At 45.8% G+C, this 18,471-nt stretch carries 17 protein-coding genes; 10 read left to right on the forward strand and 7 right to left on the reverse strand.

Annotated elements, in window-relative coordinates:
• Positions 1-142 precede the first annotated feature (142 nt).
• Entirely contained in the window at positions 143-2,002 is a 1,860-nt protein-coding gene (gene ppiD / locus ONE56_RS04325; protein ID WP_331438149.1) for a peptidylprolyl isomerase, read from the forward strand.
• Positions 2,003-2,176: 174 nt separating this feature from the next.
• Positions 2,177-2,464 (forward strand): ComEA family DNA-binding protein, encoded by a 288-nt coding sequence (locus tag ONE56_RS04330; RefSeq protein ID WP_041154288.1) that lies wholly within the window; start codon positions 2,177-2,179, stop codon positions 2,462-2,464.
• Between the two features lie 81 nt (positions 2,465-2,545).
• Here ONE56_RS04330 and rrtA read toward each other — a convergent pair whose 3' ends face one another.
• On the reverse strand, positions 2,546-3,097 hold the full coding sequence (gene rrtA / locus ONE56_RS04335) for a rhombosortase (protein ID WP_041154181.1): 552 nt from the start codon (positions 3,095-3,097) through the stop codon (positions 2,546-2,548).
• A gap of 3 nt (positions 3,098-3,100) precedes the next feature.
• On the opposite strand from rrtA, the gene ONE56_RS04340 reads away from it, so the two are divergent.
• Positions 3,101-3,712, forward strand: a complete 612-nt coding sequence (locus ONE56_RS04340) for a tRNA-uridine aminocarboxypropyltransferase (RefSeq protein ID WP_041154180.1) — start codon at positions 3,101-3,103, stop codon at positions 3,710-3,712.
• Between the two features lie 21 nt (positions 3,713-3,733).
• Here ONE56_RS04340 and ONE56_RS04345 read toward each other — a convergent pair whose 3' ends face one another.
• The 3 genes from ONE56_RS04345 to ONE56_RS04355 all read right to left on the reverse strand — a co-directional run bounded on the left by ONE56_RS04345 (position 3,734) and on the right by ONE56_RS04355 (position 6,985).
• Entirely contained in the window at positions 3,734-5,056 is a 1,323-nt protein-coding gene (locus ONE56_RS04345) for an anti-phage deoxyguanosine triphosphatase (protein ID WP_423840288.1), read from the reverse strand.
• Between the two features lie 22 nt (positions 5,057-5,078).
• A complete protein-coding gene (gene yfbR, locus ONE56_RS04350) occupies positions 5,079-5,663 on the reverse strand; it encodes a 5'-deoxynucleotidase (RefSeq protein WP_041154178.1) in 585 nt (194 codons plus the stop codon).
• A 107-nt stretch (positions 5,664-5,770) separates the two neighbouring features.
• Positions 5,771-6,985 carry a pyridoxal phosphate-dependent aminotransferase gene (locus ONE56_RS04355; RefSeq protein ID WP_041154177.1) on the reverse strand — a complete coding sequence of 405 codons (1,215 nt, stop codon included), beginning with the start codon at positions 6,983-6,985 and terminating at the stop codon, positions 5,771-5,773.
• Between the two features lie 217 nt (positions 6,986-7,202).
• Here ONE56_RS04355 and ONE56_RS04360 point away from each other — a divergent pair, with 217 nt between their 5' ends.
• From ONE56_RS04360 to ONE56_RS04390, 7 genes are all read left to right on the forward strand, one after another.
• Positions 7,203-8,510, forward strand: a complete 1,308-nt coding sequence (locus ONE56_RS04360; protein WP_423840289.1) for an isochorismate synthase — start codon at positions 7,203-7,205, stop codon at positions 8,508-8,510.
• Positions 8,507-10,234: a 2-succinyl-5-enolpyruvyl-6-hydroxy-3-cyclohexene-1-carboxylic-acid synthase gene (menD, locus tag ONE56_RS04365; RefSeq protein ID WP_423840290.1), complete on the forward strand. Its 1,728-nt coding sequence runs from the start codon at positions 8,507-8,509 to the stop codon at positions 10,232-10,234. Before ONE56_RS04360 ends, menD begins: the two co-directional genes overlap by 4 nt.
• Entirely contained in the window at positions 10,221-11,045 is an 825-nt protein-coding gene (menH, locus tag ONE56_RS04370) for a 2-succinyl-6-hydroxy-2,4-cyclohexadiene-1-carboxylate synthase (protein WP_423840291.1), read from the forward strand. The genes menD and menH overlap by 14 nt, the downstream gene beginning before the upstream one ends.
• A 35-nt stretch (positions 11,046-11,080) precedes the next feature.
• A complete protein-coding gene (menB, locus tag ONE56_RS04375) occupies positions 11,081-11,947 on the forward strand; it encodes a 1,4-dihydroxy-2-naphthoyl-CoA synthase (protein WP_041154173.1) in 867 nt (288 codons plus the stop codon).
• 112 nt (positions 11,948-12,059) lie between these two features.
• Positions 12,060-13,049, forward strand: coding sequence for an o-succinylbenzoate synthase (gene menC / locus ONE56_RS04380; protein WP_041154287.1), 990 nt, complete (start codon positions 12,060-12,062; stop codon positions 13,047-13,049).
• The gene (gene menE / locus ONE56_RS04385; protein ID WP_423840292.1) at positions 13,034-14,494 is read left to right on the forward strand and encodes an o-succinylbenzoate--CoA ligase; all 1,461 of its coding nucleotides are present in this window, start codon (positions 13,034-13,036) and stop codon (positions 14,492-14,494) included. Before menC ends, menE begins: the two co-directional genes overlap by 16 nt.
• A gap of 100 nt (positions 14,495-14,594) precedes the next feature.
• Positions 14,595-14,753, forward strand: coding sequence for a hypothetical protein (locus ONE56_RS04390; protein WP_041154171.1), 159 nt, complete (start codon positions 14,595-14,597; stop codon positions 14,751-14,753).
• Between the two features lie 6 nt (positions 14,754-14,759).
• On the opposite strand, the gene ONE56_RS04395 is transcribed toward ONE56_RS04390, so the two are convergent.
• The 3 genes from ONE56_RS04395 to ONE56_RS04405 all read right to left on the reverse strand — a co-directional run bounded on the left by ONE56_RS04395 (position 14,760) and on the right by ONE56_RS04405 (position 18,311).
• Positions 14,760-15,692, reverse strand: coding sequence for a YeiH family protein (locus ONE56_RS04395; protein WP_331438198.1), 933 nt, complete (start codon positions 15,690-15,692; stop codon positions 14,760-14,762).
• A 128-nt stretch (positions 15,693-15,820) separates the two neighbouring features.
• Entirely contained in the window at positions 15,821-17,695 is a 1,875-nt protein-coding gene (locus ONE56_RS04400) for an MFS transporter (RefSeq protein ID WP_423840293.1), read from the reverse strand.
• A 25-nt stretch (positions 17,696-17,720) separates the two neighbouring features.
• Positions 17,721-18,311, reverse strand: a complete 591-nt coding sequence (locus ONE56_RS04405) for a TetR-like C-terminal domain-containing protein (RefSeq protein ID WP_331438158.1) — start codon at positions 18,309-18,311, stop codon at positions 17,721-17,723.
• Between the last annotated feature and the right edge of the window lie 160 nt (positions 18,312-18,471).

The raw sequence follows: 18,471 nt of genomic DNA on the forward strand, positions 1-18,471 counted from the left end.
CGAACAAAAATTTACAAACTTCGAGCCGAACTTTCTTAAATTATGCGCATCATACTGATGCGCATTTCTTTTTCTGGTATTATCGCGTGATTATATTTTCTAGTAGAAGCCATATGCTTCAATTGTGGAGAGCAGTTAAATTATGATGGATCGACTACGCGAAGGCGTAAATAGCATCGCGGTCAAAATTATCCTTGGGCTTATCATCCTGTCTTTCGTATTTGCAGGTGTAGGCAGCTACATTGTTGGCGGTAGCAACAACTCTGCGGCGAAAGTGGGCAATACCGATATCCCTCGTGGAGAATTCGAGATGGCATACCAAAACGAGCGCAATCGTATGCAAGCTCAACTGGGTGACTACTTCTCTCAGATGCTGGCAGACCCAGCGTATGTTGCCTCTTTCCGCAAATCCGTTCTTGATCGTATGATTAACGACGTATTGTTAGATCAGCAAGCAGAAGCGTTAGGTCTAAGAATCAGTGATACACAAGTGCGTAAAATGATTCTAGAAATGCCTCAGTTCCAATCAAACGGACAATTCGACCAAGACATCTACCAAGCTTCTCTTCGTCGCGCTGGTTTCTCTCCTGATACGTTTGCTGAGTACATGCGTCGTGAACTTGTTCGTGAACAGTTGTTGAATGCACTTCAAACCAGCGAATTTACTTTACCTGGTGAAGTACAAGCCGAAGGTAAACTGTTTACTCAAACTCGTGACATTCGTACGGTAACTATCGATCTGGAAGAATTCGCCAAAAATGTCAAACTGACAGACGAAGAAATTGAGCAATTCTATAAGGCCAACCCTGATAACTTTACTCGTCCAGAGCAAGCGAAGGTTGCTTACATTGAGCTATCAGCGCAGGCTTTGAAAGATCAGATTCAGATTTCTGACGACGAAGTGAAGAAATACTACGACGAACACCTAAGTAAGTACTCAACTGATGAACAGCGTCGCGTAGCGCATATCTTGGTTGAGGGTGATGACGAAGCAAAAGCACAAGCGATTTTAGACGAGCTAAACAACGGTGCAGATTTTGCGACACTTGCGAAAGAAAAGTCGGATGACATTGGTAGCGCTGAAAGTGGCGGTGATTTAGGTTGGATTGAGCGAGATGTCATGGATCCAGCGTTTGAAGAAGCTGCATTTGCTCTGAAGCAACCAGGTGATATGTCTGGCTTGGTTAAGTCTGATTTTGGCTACCACATCATTAAACTTGAAGAGTTAAAAGGTGCAGTCGCTAAGCCTTTCGACGAAGTCTCTGCTGAAATCAAGCAAGAGTTGGTTGATCAGCGAGCAGTCGATAAGTTCTACGAGCTACAAAGTGAACTAGAACGAGTTGCGTTTGAATTCCCTGATTCACTGTACGATGCTTCACAGGCGATTGGCCAAGAAGTGAAAACAACGGACTTTATTTCTCAACAAGATGCGCCAGAAGTTCTGCGCAATCCAGATGTGATGCAAGCCATCATGAGTCCTGAAGTGAAAGAAGACGGTCTCAACTCTGAAGCGATTGAAGTTGCTCCAGAACACATCGTTGTTGTACGTGTTGAAGAGACACGTGACGAAACCGTATTACCTCTAGAGGAAGTTAAAGAGCAAGTTGTTACTGAGTTGTCTCGCGTAAAAGGTGAGCAAGCTGCGCTAGAGCTTGGTACTCAAGTCGTTGCTGCACTTAATGACGGTAATACAGACGTATTAGCTAAAAATAACCTTGCGTTTGGTGAACAAGAAACTGTTGACCGCCGTTCTCCTCTTGCCGCGACGGTATTTGCCATGGCAAAACCAGTCGATGACAAGCCAGTGTATGGCCAGTCGAAGGATGCGGAAGGTAACATCGTGATTGTTGAGCTTGACGGCGTGAAGTCAGAGCTCGATGCGACGGTAGAGCAACAAGTTGCTCAACAAATGCAGCGTTCTTCTTCACAGCAAGACCTTTCTTCAGTGTTGTCGGTGCTACGTGCCAATACTGACATTGAGTACTTTGTTGTGAGCAACTAAGCATTTTCGATGTAATTTGCATGTTGAATAAAACGGGTCGTATCAGCGACCCGTTTTATTTTTGCACAGAAAAACTTCAATGATTCATTTGCTTTATCTAGATTAGTGCGCACGTTTTTTGTTCCTGTGGATGCAGGAACGATTCAACACTAATTAGGAGAGTATATGTTTAATATGAAATGGATTTTAACTTTGTGTTTATGTATTTTCGCACCGTTTAGTATGGCTACTGCGGATACTAAGGATGACAAATATGAAGGCATCGAAATCACAGTAAATGTAAATACGGCGTCTGCGGAAGAAATTGCGAGCTTGCTAAAAGGGATTGGTGACAGCAAAGCTCAGAGTATTGTTGATTACCGCAATGAGCATGGCCCATTTGAGGCTATCAGTGATCTAACGAACGTAAAAGGCATTGGCGCAGCGACAATCGAGAAAAACCAAGGACGCATTTTGCTTTAACTCGATGTTTATCGTTTGAGTTTCAATTTTCCCGAACCTTGCTTTATGTGGTTCGGGAGTGAGATCGAAAATGGGCTGAAATTAACCGAATAGGCGACGATGGAGGCCCTTCTCCACTAAAGCCATTCCTAGCCCACCTAATGCCCCAAACAGATGAGCATCAACCGCAACCTTTGCCCCTATCATCGCAGCGGTGCTGCTAGAAGGGCCATAGAACTGCTCCCAAGCGACTTTTGCCATCAGACCAAGTACCAGAAGTAAACTGCTTCTTCTGCCCTCAAATACTTCTCTCAGTGCCCAGAAACCAAAAAGACCGTGCAATACACCAGACAGTCCAACGTATATTGAGAGACTACTGAAGAGATTGAGTCCCCCAACCAACAGGCACAGAAGAAAAAATACAATAGCAAAATTACGTGTACTTGGGCGGAAAATGAAACCTATGACCCATAAGCCGGCGAGGTTCATGGCTAAATGCGCAAAGTTGGTATGAGTTAAGTTTCCTGTTACGATCCGCCACCACTCACCGTGACGTATATGGTAACTGTGCCACTCGGCTAAGCTTGCCATAGGCTCAAATTGAAGTGCTAAGCAGATAACGCTGATGATGGTCAGCAAAGTATAAAGGTTCACTCTATGTCTCGTTATTGTTCTCAATGTGGAAAATCACGCAAAGCCTGTATTTGCCGATGGATTGTACCGCTAGATAGCGCTGTTGAACTTATCATTCTTCAGCACAGGAGTGAAGAGCACCGCCCCCTTGGTACAGCTCGGATTCTAAAATTAAGCTTAAAGACATGTACCTGTATCGTCGGGGAAGATTTTTCCGAACACCCGTTGCTAAATCAGTGGTTGGCCGATGATAAATATGATCATTTTATCCTCTATCCTTCAGAGCACTCTGTGTGCTTATCAGAGCTTGATTCTAGTGTGCGCCAAGGCAAAAAAATTCGACTTATCTTGCTTGATGGAACATGGAAGAAAGCCTACAAGATGTGGCAATTGTCACGTAACTTACATCACTTACCAACCGTAAAGTTACCAGACACGCTACATGGTCATTACACGATCCGTAAGGCACCATCTGATAGCAGTTTATCAACGGTTGAGGCGGGTTTTCATGCCTTAAGGTTGATAGAGCCCAGTCGTGATTTCAGTCCTTTACTCACGGCATTTGAGAAGATGATTGAGTTCCAAATCGCCCAGATGCCTCCAGGCGTATTCGAAAAAAATTACTTGAAAGAGTGAGCTAATCACACGCTCAACCGCTTACAATGCTATCGATGAGAATAACTGACGATGCAGTTTTTGGGCGTGCCCATCCGTCATTGCGGAAATATAGTCAGCGATGACTCTCATTTTGTCACTGTCTGTAACCGCATGACACCACAGTTCCTTGGTGTGTATTGGTAGTAAACGCTCAGGGTCTGCGGTTAAAGCCTCAAAGATATCCATAATGATTTGTTGCCCTTTGTATTCGACTATTTGGACTTGAGGCACTTGAATAACGTACTGGCTGACGAAGCTTTTGAGTGTTTCTAGTGCGTTGGTGGTTTGCGGGGCGAGGCATGCATTCCAAGACAATAATGAATTGTCGAACGATGCGTCTACCGCCTGAATGGATACACTTGTCAGCAGCGCATTAACCATCCCGCCAATCGCATCTTTTCTTTCATGATGCTTACCACTAAACAACATTTGGCCAATCGAGTCTATGTGCGTCTCGAACCAGTAATCACCGCAATCAGCAAGTTGACTGGCTGCGCCTTCTTGCCACTGCTGACGAGTGACCATGCCAAGCACGATCGCATCTTCTAAGTCGTGAACACCATACGCAATGTCATCCGCTAACTCCATAATCGAACAATCGAGTGATTTAAAGCGCGTTTTGCTATGCTCGAAATCCGAACCCGGCTGACCGCGCATTTGACTGAGCTGAGTTTTGTCCTTCTCTGTAAGTGGTGCGATGACCCAATCAAACAAGCCTTTGTCGCAGTCGTAGATGCCTTTTGCCGGAGCCCATTGCTTTGCTTTTAGCTTGCGCTGATGCTCTGCGGGAACCGGTAAGCGAGCAGAGCGAGTTTGGCTGATGAGAGCAGGGTATTTCATCAATCCAAGTAAGGTTCTGCGCGATAGGTTCATGCCAAAGTGCTCTGTGTAGGGCTCGAGCTGCGTGACGATACGAAACGTTTGTGCGTTGCCTTCAAATCCGCCATGGTCTCGCATCATATAATTTAACGCGACTTCTCCACCGTGCCCGTATGGCGGATGGCCAATGTCATGGGCGAGACAGAGCGAGTCAATCAAGCTATCTGACGGCAGTAGCTCGCGAAATTCGGGCTGCTTTTTCTTGAGTTGTGCAACGATGCCTGTCCCCAATTGCGCCGCCTCTAGTGAATGGGTGAGGCGGGTACGATGGAAATCTTCTAGGCTAGTACCGTGAACCTGGGTCTTAGCCTGTAGGCGACGAAAAGCGGCCGAGTGCAGAATCCGAGCTCTGTCACGCTGATAGGGACTACGATGATCGTCGCGACGGATTTTATGTTCATCATCGTGGCGTTCTTGCCATCGTTCATGCAGTTCAAATAACACGTGTTTCTCCGTACGCTGAAAGCTAACTGATTTCGTCTAATGACAGTTCAAAACTTGGCGCGAAAGTGGTCAGGAAGTATTCCATCTCTGGCGTTTTTCGTTCCTGTAGTGTGATATCAAGACGTTTCTTCGCCAAAGCAAATTCGTGATTTCCGGCACTGAGCTCTTCCAAACACTTGAGGTAAGCACAAATGGAGTCCGCTTGTTTGACAATCTTTGCGTCTTCTTCGTGTGCAGAATGGGAGAGGAGGAAGGGGGCAAAATCGTCTTGGAACTCTTCTGGAAGCATCAATAGGAGTTTTTGCTCTGCCGCTGATTCTATCTTCTTATATTCCTTAGCGATTTCAGGGCTGTAGTATTTGACTGGAGTGGGCAAATCGCCCGTCAGAACTTCACTGGAATCATGGTACATCGCAAGCAGCGCAATTCGCTCTGGGTTAAGTGCACCGCCGAATTTTTTGTTTTTGATCAGCGCTAAGGCATGCGCGACAAACGCCACTTGCAAACTATGCTCAGAAACATTCTCTGGAGATACAGAGCGCATCAAAGGCCAGCGTTGGATTAGCTTCATTCGTGCCAAGTGAGCAAAAAAATGGCTTTCTTTCATTGCTTCCTCCGTTTCTGGTGTAAAAAAGGAGCTCGTTGTGAGCTCCTCTAAGCATATGAGAGTTCGGCACTAATTACTACCAGCTATTGCTGTAGGGGCTATGAGTATCATTGGCTATAAGTTTGTAAGAAACGCTCAAAGCGACCAATCGCAATTTCCAAATCTTCGACATGCGGTAATGTGACGATTCGGAAATGATCTGGTTTAGGCCAGTTAAACCCTGAACCCTGTACAAGCAGAACTTTTTCCTGTTGTAAGAAATCCAGCACCATTTTCTGGTCGTTCTTAATGTTGTACATCTTGGTATCAATTTTAGGGAATAGGTACATTGCGCCTTTTGGTTTGACACAAGAAATCCCTGGAATTTGAGTAATCAGCTCATAGGCTCGATTGCGCTGTTCGAGTAGCCTTCCGCCCGGGAGTATCAGTTCATTAATACTCTGATAGCCACCGAGTGCAGTTTGAATGGCATGTTGCATTGGGACATTGGCACACAAACGCATAGAGGAAAGCAGTTCTAAACCGCTCACATACTCTTTTGCTAAGTGCTTTGGCCCAGTGAGAAACATCCAGCCACCACGAAAGCCACATACACGGTAGGCTTTAGAAAGACCATTGAATGTCATAACCAACACGTCTTCTGTTAGCGTTGCAACAGACGTGTGTGTCGCACCATCGTAAAGAACTTTATCGTAGATCTCGTCAGCGAAAATGATCAGATTATGCTTCCGAGCAATTTCAATGACTTCAAGTAAGAAATCTCGGCTATAAACCGCACCTGTTGGGTTGTTAGGGTTTATCAGTACGATGCCACGTGTTTTTGGGGTAATTTTGCTTTTGATGTCGTCTAAGTCAGGGTACCAATCAGATTGTTCATCGCAGATGTAATGCACAGGCTTACCACCCGACAGCGCGACCGATGCTGTCCATAGTGGGTAATCTGGTGCTGGAATAAGCATTTCATCACCGTTATTAAGCAACGCTTGCATAGACATCATGATCAACTCAGACACACCGTTACCCACATAGACGTCTTCAACGTCGAGAGAACGGATGCCTTTACGTTGGTAATGCTGCACCACCGCTTTACGCGCGGAGTATATGCCTTTGGAATCAACATAACCCTGAGAAGTTGGCAAATTTCGGATAACGTCAACTAAAATCTCATCAGGGGCATCAAAACCAAATGGGGCGGGATTACCGATATTTAATTTTAGGATTTTATGCCCCTCTTCCTCCATGCGTTTAGCATGTTTGAGTACTGGCCCCCTAATGTCATAGCAGACATTATCGAGTTTTGACGACATCCCGACATTTTGCATTGTTTGATTCCTAAAAATTCGTTAATTTCTTTATTAAAATACAGGAAATTGTTTTTTAATAGAATATATATCTGTGAATTATCCAATTGATGGCTAGTTTTTGTTCAGTTACGATCACGACGTGCAACAAAAGATAGTATATGACCTTGATTTGCTTCGGGTCTAAACTTAGAGTAGCCGTTAGTTACCTTTTATCCTCACATACTTCGAGGTTGATTTGTCAGAGTTTCATCAAGCCGTAACGAAAATAATCGAGCGAGTTCAGCAAACCCAGGGCAATCCGATACGCCTAGTAGAGCCTCTTCGCGAGAAACCAAATTTCTCTTTAATTGATTGGCTTGACGCTCAACCACTTTTTCCCAAGTTTTACTGGCAATCCCGTGATACTCGTGAAGAGGTTGTTGCGTTGGGTCAGTTACATACCTTTGTTGAGCCTAGTCCTGCTTATGCCATTCTTGGTGAAGGGCAAAGGATTTGGGGTGGGCGCTCGTTCGATGGTCAGCATGAAAAGAATCGACGTTGTATGCGCTCGTTCTTTTTCCTACCGCAAATAGAACTGATTCGATTTGATCAACAATGGTCACTTGCGGTGAATGTCAGTAGTGATAAAGCCCGCACAGTAGCTGGTTTGAAAAAATTGCTTGGTGATGTCATGTCAGTTGCGCCTATTTCGGTGCATATTCGCTCTGTTGTGCATTCACCGAGTCAGCCTCAGTGGACACAACTCGTGGATAAAGTGCTAAAGGGCATTGAAAATAACGCGTTTAAGAAGGTCGTATTGGCGCGCCGTTCTACGCTTCAACTGGACACTGAACTGAGTGCTGCGCAACTGCTTAAAGCAAGTTCTCAAAGTAATCATCACAGTTTTCACTTCTTAATGAGTCTAGACAGCAAGCACAGTTTTATGGGCTCGACACCAGAGCGCCTTTATTCTCGTGTTGGGTGTGAACTTGAGACGGAGGCACTTGCAGGCACTATCGGGCGGGGTGAAAACGCGATACAAGATATGGAACTGGCCAATTGGTTGTCAAAGGATGCAAAAAACCTGAACGAAAATCAGTATGTGGTTGATGATATTGTTGAACGTTTGTCGCCACATTCAGAAGTCGTTGATGTAGAAAAAGAACCGCGTTTAGTCCGGTTGCGTAAGGTCCAGCACCTCAAGCGCAGTATTCATGCGAGTTTGAAAGCGGATATCAATGGTGTCCAGTTGTTGTCTGCTCTGCAACCCACCGCCGCCGTGGCGGGGTTACCACGCGAAGCGTCCATGCAGTTTATCTTGGACAATGAACCATTTGCTCGTGGTTGGTACGCTGGATCCATGGGGTACATTAGCCATGAGCGTGCAGAGTTTTGTGTCGCAATAAGAAGTGCTCTGGTTCAAGGTGAACAAGTCCACTTGTTCGCAGGCGCTGGTATCGTACCAGGATCGGTTGCTGAACATGAATGGGCCGAGCTGGATAAAAAAATGTCGACATTATCGACGTTAATTTCCGATCATCCACCGATTGGAGTGGCATCATGAACGCCGATCAAGCGGTGTTAAACCGTATTTGGTCCGAAACGCTGTTACTAGAATTGAGTCGGTTTGGCGTTAATCATGTCTGTATTGCACCTGGTTCACGCTCTACACCGTTAACATTAGAAGCCGCAGCTCAACCGAATTTCACGCTCCATACGCATTATGATGAGCGCGGGCTGGGTTTTATGGCGCTGGGTTTGGCGAAAGCAAGTAAAGCGCCCGTCGCGGTCATTGTCACGTCGGGTACGGCGGTAGCAAACCTACTCCCTGCGGTTGCAGAGGCAAAGCTAACTGGCGAAAAGCTCATATTGTTAACGGCGGATCGTCCGCGAGAGTTAGTCGGATGTGGCGCGAATCAAGCGATTGAACAGCCGGGTATTTTTTCTCATCATGTTTCTGCCAGTTTATATTTACCCAGCCCAACGCTAGACACACCGCTCAACTGGGTGTTGACTTCCGTTGATGACGTCATGTTTCGTCAACAACAACGCGGTGGAGCGGTGCATATTAACTGCGCCTTCCCTGAGCCTCTATATTCCGATGGTTCGAAAACACAGTATCAACGTTATCTGGATTCTGTGGCGGTATGGAAAACTGACAATGAAACGTATACACGACAATTAACCCGTACCTCTGTGGATGATATTCCGTCGTTTATGGATGCGAAAGGCATCGTAGTTATTGGCAGTGTTACGTTGGAAGAGGCCCTCTCTGCGAAGCAATTTGCCGAAAAGTTGGGATGGCCAGTGTTTGCAGATCCTCAAAGTGGCGTGAGCTCACATTGGTCACATTATGACTTGTGGCTGCAAATTCCGACGCTTGCCCAACAGCTCAATGATTGTGAACTTATCATTCAGTTTGGTAGTCGCATCGTGTCGAAGCGTTTAAATGCTTGGATGGAGGCACACGTTTCTCAGCGTCAGCAAGGTCGCAATATTCATTACTGGTATGTTGCTGACTGCGCCAGCAGAAACAATCAAAGTCATCTTCCTCAACTGCATTGGGTAACCACGCCTCAACGCTGGATTTCTACTGCGATTAATGCCCATTCTCTTAACTCTGTCTCTCAATATGGTTGGGCGAATGCGTTGGCGAAGGAGGTTTCGCAGGTTACACATAAAATATCAGACGAAATGCAGCCTGAAACCGATGCTCTCAATGAGCTTTTGCTTGCTGCTGACGTTGCCAAGCGAGCCTCAAACGTGGATCTGTTTCTTGGCAATAGTTTGTTTGTTCGCTTGGTGGATATGTTTGCCAAGCTAGAGGCGACCGATGTGTTCACTAATCGCGGGGCTTCAGGTATCGATGGTTTGTTGGCCACTGCTGCTGGTGTGCAGCGTTCCCGTGGCAAACCATTGCTGATCTTCCTTGGAGATACCGCCGCATTGTATGATCTAAACTCGTTAGCCTTGTTTCGCCATCACCACCAGCCAACGGTGATTGTGATAACAAACAACGACGGGGGAGCGATTTTTGACATGCTGCCTGTGCCGTCAGAGCAGCGCGAAACCTACTACCAAATGCCGCACGGTTTTCATTTTGAGTACGCCGCTAAACAGTTTGGCCTGTTATATCAACGACCATCGACTCTGACAGAATATCAAAATGGCGTCTCTGAACATCTGGAACACGGTCAAGGAACATTGGTCGTTGAAGTTCAAACCCCGCCCCAACAAGCTGCTCAGTTGATGAAGGCGTTTAATATCCGCTTACATGCTTTATTTTGAACGTTATCCCGCAACCCAAAAGCATCAAGGTAGTACTTTGCCTACCTTGGTGTTTTTACATGGTTTACTGGGTAGCGGACAAGATTGGCAAGCGTGCATTAAAGCGTTACCGCAGTTTGAATGCGTCACCATAGATCTCCCTGGGCATGGCGGCAGTCAAGCGACTTTGTGCCAAGATTTACAGGATTGTTGTCAACGCATACACACCACGCTGTCTTCTTTGCTCTCTTATCAGCAACCGCTTATCTTGATTGGTTACTCAATGGGTGGCCGGATTACGATGCACGGAATTGCTAATGACTGCTTTTCTGATCTCAATATTTGCGGAGCGATTGTTGAAGGGGGAAACTTCGGGCTACAAAAAGAGTCAGATAAGCAAGCCAGGTTAGATAATGATCGTCGTTGGGCGCAGCGCTTTGAAACTGAAGCACTTGGAGATGTTTTGAGCGATTGGTATCAACAACCGGTGTTTTCTTCACTAAACCATGAGCAAAGACAAACACTGATTGCCAAACGAAGTGCTAACCTTGGTGCGGCTGTCGCAACGATGCTGATGGCGACGTCATTGGCAAAGCAGTCTGATTTATTGCCCGCTTTGCAGCGACAACCGATACCAATTTGCTACCTTTGTGGAGTAAACGACAAAAAATTCAGTCAACTGGCTCAATCCAGCGGGTTGATGTATCGCCAAGTGGAAGGTGCGGGACATAATGTTCACTTAGAGCAACCAGACGCGTTTGCGATACAAATACAACAGATAATTCACTCTCGTTTTGGTCAACGCAACAACACATTGTTGCAAGATCAATAACCTTAACGAGATCAACAATAACAATGGAAACCACCATGGCAAAAACAGTAGGCATTTCTGAAGAAGAACTATACGCTCCGGTAAAATGGCAAGATTGCAGCGATAAATATGAGGATATTCATTATCATAAGTCAGAAGATGGCATCGCTAAAATCACGATTGCACGTCCACAGGTGCGTAATGCGTTCCGTCCACAAACCGTGAAGGAGATGATCGACGCGCTCGCAGACGCACGTTATGACTCCGCTGTTGGCGTTATTGTATTAACTGGTTTAGGTGAAGATGCGTTCTGCTCTGGCGGTGACCAAAAAATTCGTGGTGATTACGGTGGTTACAAAGACGATCAAGGTACACACCATCTTAACGTATTAGATTTCCAGCGTGATATTCGCACGTGTCCAAAACCAGTGATTGCGTCGGTAGCGGGTTGGGCTGTGGGTGGTGGCCATGTTTTGCACATGATGTGTGACTTAACGATTGCCGCTGAAAATGCACAATTTGGTCAAACGGGACCTAAAGTCGGCTCGTTTGACGGTGGCTGGGGTGCGTCTTACATGGCACGCATTGTTGGTCAGAAAAAAGCACGTGAGATCTGGTTCCTTTGCCGTTTTTATGATGCAAAAGAAGCATTAGACATGGGCTTAGTGAACACGGTTGTCCCTCTCGATGAGTTGGAGAAGGAGACCGTTCGTTGGTGCCGCGAGGTATTGCAACATAGTCCAATGGCATTACGTTGTCTTAAAGCCGCATTAAATGCTGACTGTGATGGCCAGGCAGGCCTGCAAGAGTTAGCGGGTAACGCGACCATGATGTTCTACATGACGGACGAAGGCCAAGAAGGACGCAATGCCTTCAACGAGAAACGTCGTCCAGACTTTGATAAATTCCCTCGCAACCCTTAACCAATACAAAAGGGAAGTCAGCCAACTTCCCTGATGTTATTCATCCCAAGTTGCTGACTTATAAATCATAAGTGCAACTTGGTTTGTGTGGTATTGCTCAGGAAAACGAATGATGCGTAAAGCGAAAATCTACCGCTACTGTCTGCCAATGGACAGTGGTGTCATATTACGTGATAACAAGCTCACAGAGCGAACGGGTTATATCCTAGAGTTATCTGATGGCGAACGTTGTGGATATGGAGAAGTAGCGCCCTTACAGGGATTTAGCCTTGAAGGCACCGAAGAGGCGGGTATTCAGCTGCAATCTCAAGCAGAACGTTGGGTCGCTGATCTACCAGTCGATTATGCCAACATGTATCCATCGGTCGCGTTTGGTTTATCAATGGCGCAACTTGAATTAACCAGTGGACTGCCAAAAGAAGGTCACTACCAGACTGCGCCTCTATGTACCGGCGATCCTGATGAACTGATCCCTAAACTTCATGAGATGGACGGTGAAAAAGTTGCCAAAGTGAAAGTGGGGCTCTACGAACCCATTCGGGATGGTATGCTGGTCAATCTGTTTCTAGAATCCATTCCGCAGCTGACATTACGTTTAGATGCTAATCGTGCTTGGACGCTTGAGAAAGCACAGCAGTTTGCTAAATATGTCACGCCTTCACTACGGCAAAGAATCGCTTTTCTTGAAGAGCCTTGCCGTTCCCCTGGCGACAGCTTATCGTTTGCGATTGATACAGGTATCGCGATAGCGTGGGACGAGACGTTACAAGATGCAGTTCGACGTGAAGATTTCAGTTTAGAAGAACTCACTGGTGTTAAAGCGATTATCATTAAACCCACTTTGATTGGTTCGGTTGAGTTTTGTATTAAACTGATTGAAAAAGCCAAATCATTGGGTATGAAAGCAGTGATAAGCTCAAGTTTAGAATCCAGTATCGGCTTGACTCAACTTGCACGCTTGGCTCAATGGCAGTTACCGGACCAAGTTCCAGGGCTCGATACCATTGGTTTGTTTAAAGCACAATTACAACAAACATGGCCGAAGTGTGAACTTCCAGTTATTCCGCTTTCAGAGCAGGAGTTAGTGTGGCAATCAGCTTAGATTCTGTTGAAACTGCACCATGGAAATATTGGGCTCAAGTGAGCCCTTTTTCTATTGCGTATGAGACGCCAACTGGCGTGATGGATTGGCAACAGCTGGCGTCACTCATCGACCAATATGCGCACTATCTGATTGAGCAAGGCGTCAAACGTGGTGATGTGGTGACTTTGGTTGGGAAAAACCAACCGGAGACATTGTTGTTTTATCTCGCTGCTCAGCAAATTGGCGCAATAGGGGCGCTGACGATGCCGCAGCCAACGGGCGCTCTGCAAAGTAAATTGCAAACGCTCTATAAACCACATCAAACCAGGTTTGTATGGTTTGCAAGTGATAGCGATAACCAACGTGAGTGCTCGTCTGAGGCGCTGGTGACATTAGATTGTCACGTACTATCAACACCAGTAGCAGTAGGCTTGAGTGCAAATAGTCAACCTCATTCAGCAACTGTCGGTGATGCTACCAGTCATTATTATCATGATAACTTTGCTTCCATTGTTTTTACCTCTGGTTCGACAGGGGTACCCAAAGCGGTGGTTCATACGCATCGACAACACTTTGCTTCGGCGCAAGGGTTATTGAGAGAGCTTACTTATACTGAGCAAGATACTTGGTTATTGTCTCTGCCCCTTTATCATGTGTCTGGGTTAGCAATTGTTTATCGCTGGCTTTTTGCTGGCGCAGTATTAAAAGTTGGTAAGGGCTCACTGGCGGAAGACATCTGCGGTGTTTCACATGCTTCTTTAGTGGCGACTCAGCTTAAACGCTTACTCGAGGACGCTGTGTCTCTGTCATTAACGCATGTACTGCTTGGTGGCAGTCACGTCCCTCATGAGCTGGCGATCAGTGCATCGGACAAAGGGATAGAAACCTGGCTCGGTTACGGGATGACAGAAGCGGCTTCAACCGTGACTGCTAAGCAAGTTGACTCGCGGAGTAATGCTGGTCATGTGTTGATGAATCGGGAAGTTCAACTGGTTGATCAGCGTATCTTCATTGGTGGCCAAACTCTGGCGTCTGGTTATTTCTATCAGGGGCACTTAACTGCGTTGGTTGATCAACATGGCTGGTTTGATAGCAAAGATTTAGGCGAGTGGCATGGGGAAGAACTGAAGATTATCGGTCGAGCTGATAACTTGTTTATCTCTGGTGGTGAAAACGTACATTGTGAAGAGATAGAAGCGGTACTAAATCAAATTGAAGGGGTTGTTCAGACTATCGTTATTCCCGTTGACGATCAGGAGTACGGACAACGTCCCATTGCAGTGATTCAAGCGGAAGCATTGCTTTCAGACCAAGCGTATCAACAGGCACTGCAGCAAAAGCTCGAAAAATTTAAGTGGCCGATTGCGTATTATCTGATGCCCGATTCGTTACTTCAGAGTGGAATTAAAATCTCGCGCGCTGCGGTTCGAGAGTGGGTACGAAACACGCGTAACTCATATTAGTCAATTTCGCTATGTATTAGTCACAAAGGGAATTTCGCAACCTTATAACTATGAATCATAATAAAGCCTCTGTGTGAGCAAGAAAGGCATAAGATTCATTATGATTAAAGTGGTGCTGGCTGCGGCCGTTTTACTGCAAATTGGTGTTGCGTTTAGTAGTGATGGATTAGCTCGTTCTTTAGCTGAGCTAACCGCATTTTTAGTTGCTGTGGCGTTGGTTTTCGTCCATCAAAGCGGTACTAAACCACGCCAAGACTAACAGGCACTAACTTAACACTAGCCAGCTCAATGACGTGGTCGAAATTAACACCCACAAACTTACGCCAAATAGAAGTGGCTTAGCTCCGGCTGCTTTTAACTTTCCAATCGATATACTGCATCCAATCAAAAACAAGCAGATCACCAACGATTTTTTAGCAATCATAAAGATGCTGTCATAAGCTATCTCGAATTGTGGGAAAAAATCACTGAATGCAATAGCAGCGCAGTACCAAAAAATAAAGTAGGGAATCACTAACTTCTTCTTGCCACTCTCTTTATTCCCTCGGGAGAATATGATCGCACTCACCAACGCAACAGGTATGATCCACAATGCTCGGGCTAACTTAAGCGTAGTCGCCGTAGTCAGTGCCTCCTCACCGTATGCGGACGCGGCACCAACCACCGATGATGTATCATGGATTGCAATCGCAGCCCAAGTACCAAAAGTGTGTTGATCCAAATTTAACGCATGTCCAATGACCGGGAAGATAAACAGTGCAAGTGAGTTGAGAACAAAGACGGTAGCCAGTGCCAACGCAATCTGTTCATCTTTGGCTTTGATTGCTGGCGCGACAGCGGCAATTGCGCTGCCTCCACAAATCGCCGTACCTGACGAAATCAAATACGCAGTGGTTGTCTCAAGCTTAATCACTTTCGCAATCACAGAACCGATGATCAATGTACCTAGAATCGTGGCAATGATAAGTCCAATGCCGTCAGATGTAACGGCCAGTGCCTGTTGAAAATTTATTCCAAAACCCAAGCCAATGATAGAGTAGGACAGCAATTTTTTAGTAATACTGCCAAGGGGCAACTCTTGGGGTACGAAACCAAAGCTCGTCAGTAAGAAGCCAATGACAAGGGCGATTGGAGAGGAAACGAACGGCGTCAGGCACAAAAGCAGTGCCAAGCCAAAAACAATGCGATTTCTGTTCAAAGTGCGGTATTCGTTGTTGGTTGCGAAGGTGGTAGTATAACGCACCTTTACGATCAGTTTGTCTTAATGATTTGAACATATGTTCAGTTTACCTGAACGCCTGTTGTCATCGCTTTTACTTGAGTGTGTTAGCGCCAGTCACCACGCAAAGCCCGCACCTTGTCGTACATAACCTTTGCGGTGGCCTCGGTCGCCATGACAGGCTCACCGGCTTCGATTTCCAATTTAGACCAGAAACGAGAAGGTATGCCTTTACAGGCTCGTCCTTTAGCTCGGCTAAAGTAACTGCCCCATAGCCCTTTTAATGCCATCGGGATCACTGGTACCGGGCTGCGACGCAAAATAATATCAATCCCACGCATAAACTCATGGATCTCACCGTCTGTTGTCAGTTTGCCTTCCGGGAATATACACACAATGTGTCCTTGATTGAGTGCTTGTTCAACGTCATTAAACGCACGTCGAATCGAACTTCGATTGCCAGCAGAAATAGGTATGACGCCAGTTCGACGCAGAAAACGCCGAATTGGAGTCCAATTAGCGTAATCTTCTTCCATCACGAAGCGAATCAAACGTGGGCATACAGCACTAAGAAGTAAGGCATCCATATAGCTGACATGATTACATACGATCAATGCGCCACCTTGTTCAGGCAAATGGTGCAGATTTTTGTGTTTCACTCGATAAATGGTGTGGGTAAGCATCCAAACGACAAAGCGAACTGCGAAAACAGGGATCTGGAGGAAGATATACGCTGCGACCACAAAATTCAGGATGGCCAACAAAGCAAACAGTTGTGGAATGGTCATGTTTAATACGCTTAAGCAGATGATGCCAAGCACCGCACTCCCGACCATAAACAACGAGTTAAAAATGTTGAGTCCAGCAATGACCTGAGCTCGTTCGGTTTCCTTCGCTCTGTGTTGCATCAGTGCGTAAAGAGGCACAATAAATAACCCGCCTGACGCTCCAATCATAAGTAAGTAAAAAAAGAGTAACCAGAGCCCTTCATATTGGATGAATTCAACGAATGTGGTGAATTGAGGTAAGTTGCTCGGAACCGATGTCGCCATTAAGTAACCAAATATCGTAATGCCCAATGCGCCTAAAGGCACTATGCCGACTTCAATACGATGATGAGAAACCCAGTTGCAAAGAAATGAACCTAGTGCAATACCAATTGAAAAAAGGGCAAGTAAAAAAGAAACCGCGCTCTCGGTTCCGTTTAAGTACACTTTGGTAAAGTTAGGGAACTGGGTGAGGTAGGCAGCGCCTAAAAACCAAAACCAGCTGATCGCCATAATGCACTGAAAGACAGTGCGATCGGATTTTGCAATAGAAAGTGTCCGTTTGGTTTGTTGGTAGGGTTGCCAGCGAAACCGGAGGCTTGGAGCGCTGGCTGGAGCAAGCGGGATCGAACGACTAGAGAGGTAACCCAGCAAAGCGAACAGAACCACACTAAACGCCGCGATGTATTTTGCGTTTTCGGAAGAGGCAATGACACCAGCACCAAGCGTCCCGATAAGAATAGCGATAAACGTACCAGCTTCGACCAAGGCGTTACCAGGCACGAGTTCTTTTGCATTTAGATTTTGTGGTAGGAGAGCGTATTTTACCGGCCCAAAAAAAGCAGACTGTGTGCCCATCAGGAACAATAACAAGAGTAGAATACCGTAACTCTCGGTAATAAATCCTATCGCACCTAACAGCATAATCGCAATTTCGAATAGTTTAACCTTGCGAATAAACCACGACTTTTCGTATTTGTCGGCCAACACACCAGCGGACGCGGAGAACAGGAAAAAAGGCAAAATAAAGAGGCCTGCCGCTAAGTTGATGAATAAGTTGCTCGACACAGGTAACGCACTTGCGCCCGCAAAAGCGACAAACAGTAACAATACGTTTTTGAAAATGTTGTCGTTAAACGCACCGAAAAATTGCGTAATGAAATAAGGCAGAAATTTTCTTTGCTTTAATAGAGAAGGCTGTCTGTCAGAGGACATGAGTATGAGTAATCCTTTATTACCATCACCAGTTTATAAGGTAGTTGGTGAGTAAGTTTTCAATCAACTCTTTACCATCAACCGGTTCACTAGAGAAAAACTTATCATCAACGCTGAGTAGGGTAATACCGTGCACACCAGACCATAAAACGCGACTTGCCTTTAATACTTCAGACTCTGTTCGTTGTGGCGCCATCTGTGCTAGAAGCGATTCGAGCATACCTGTCATACCATCAATGCGCTTAGCGTGCCATTCAGGTAACTCTGCCCCGTTCATGTTATGCTCAAAAACCAGTTGCCAACGATACGGGTGAGTTTGCGCAAAATCATGGTAGCAATAAGCGAGTTCGAAGAGGGCTTGTTTCGGTTCTGTGCAATTTGCGGTTGCTTGGGTCGCTTCTTGAGAGAGTTCGTCCAACGTCTGAGCGACAGTGTGAAGAAGCAGAAGGTTGTAGTTGCCAAAAACGTTGACTAACGTACTTGGTACATAACCAATCATATTAGCGATCTTACGCAGGCTGAGCTCGTGGTAGGAGCTTTCTTCTAAGAAGGTTTTGACCGTCTTTAAGGTCAGGTTGATTAACTCTTCTCTAGTATGATCGTTTCTACGTGCCATCTTTTAAACTGTTTTATTGAACATCGTTCAATATGATAGTCAGCTACCCGTGCAGCGTCAATAATACAAAACGATTAACCGGTGACATGTTTGGCAATATTCTGAAACAAGTCGGGGCTGTTCGTTTGTTTCCATTCCCAGATAGACAGAGTATGATTCA

It is taken from the genome of Vibrio mytili, assembly GCF_049563345.1.
Taxonomy (GTDB): Bacteria; Pseudomonadota; Gammaproteobacteria; order Enterobacterales; family Vibrionaceae; genus Vibrio; species Vibrio mytili.

Bases quoted from the DNA above. Each gene is read 5' to 3' on its own strand.
- ppiD (WP_331438149.1), top strand. From the start codon at position 143: ATGATGGATCGACTACGCGAAGGCGTAAATAGCATCGCGGTCAAAATT.
- ONE56_RS04330 (WP_041154288.1), top strand. From the start codon at position 2,177: ATGAAATGGATTTTAACTTTGTGTTTATGTATTTTCGCACCGTTTAGT.
- ONE56_RS04340 (WP_041154180.1), top strand. From the start codon at position 3,101: ATGTCTCGTTATTGTTCTCAATGTGGAAAATCACGCAAAGCCTGTATT.
- yfbR (WP_041154178.1), bottom strand. From the start codon at position 5,663: ATGAAAGAAAGCCATTTTTTTGCTCACTTGGCACGAATGAAGCTAATC.
- ONE56_RS04355 (WP_041154177.1), bottom strand. From the start codon at position 6,985: ATGCAAAATGTCGGGATGTCGTCAAAACTCGATAATGTCTGCTATGAC.
- menD (WP_423840290.1), top strand. From the start codon at position 8,507: ATGAACGCCGATCAAGCGGTGTTAAACCGTATTTGGTCCGAAACGCTG.
- menH (WP_423840291.1), top strand. From the start codon at position 10,221: ATGCTTTATTTTGAACGTTATCCCGCAACCCAAAAGCATCAAGGTAGT.
- menB (WP_041154173.1), top strand. From the start codon at position 11,081: ATGGCAAAAACAGTAGGCATTTCTGAAGAAGAACTATACGCTCCGGTA.
- menC (WP_041154287.1), top strand. From the start codon at position 12,060: ATGCGTAAAGCGAAAATCTACCGCTACTGTCTGCCAATGGACAGTGGT.
- ONE56_RS04390 (WP_041154171.1), top strand. From the start codon at position 14,595: ATGATTAAAGTGGTGCTGGCTGCGGCCGTTTTACTGCAAATTGGTGTT.
- ONE56_RS04400 (WP_423840293.1), bottom strand. From the start codon at position 17,695: ATGTCCTCTGACAGACAGCCTTCTCTATTAAAGCAAAGAAAATTTCTG.
- ONE56_RS04405 (WP_331438158.1), bottom strand. From the start codon at position 18,311: ATGGCACGTAGAAACGATCATACTAGAGAAGAGTTAATCAACCTGACC.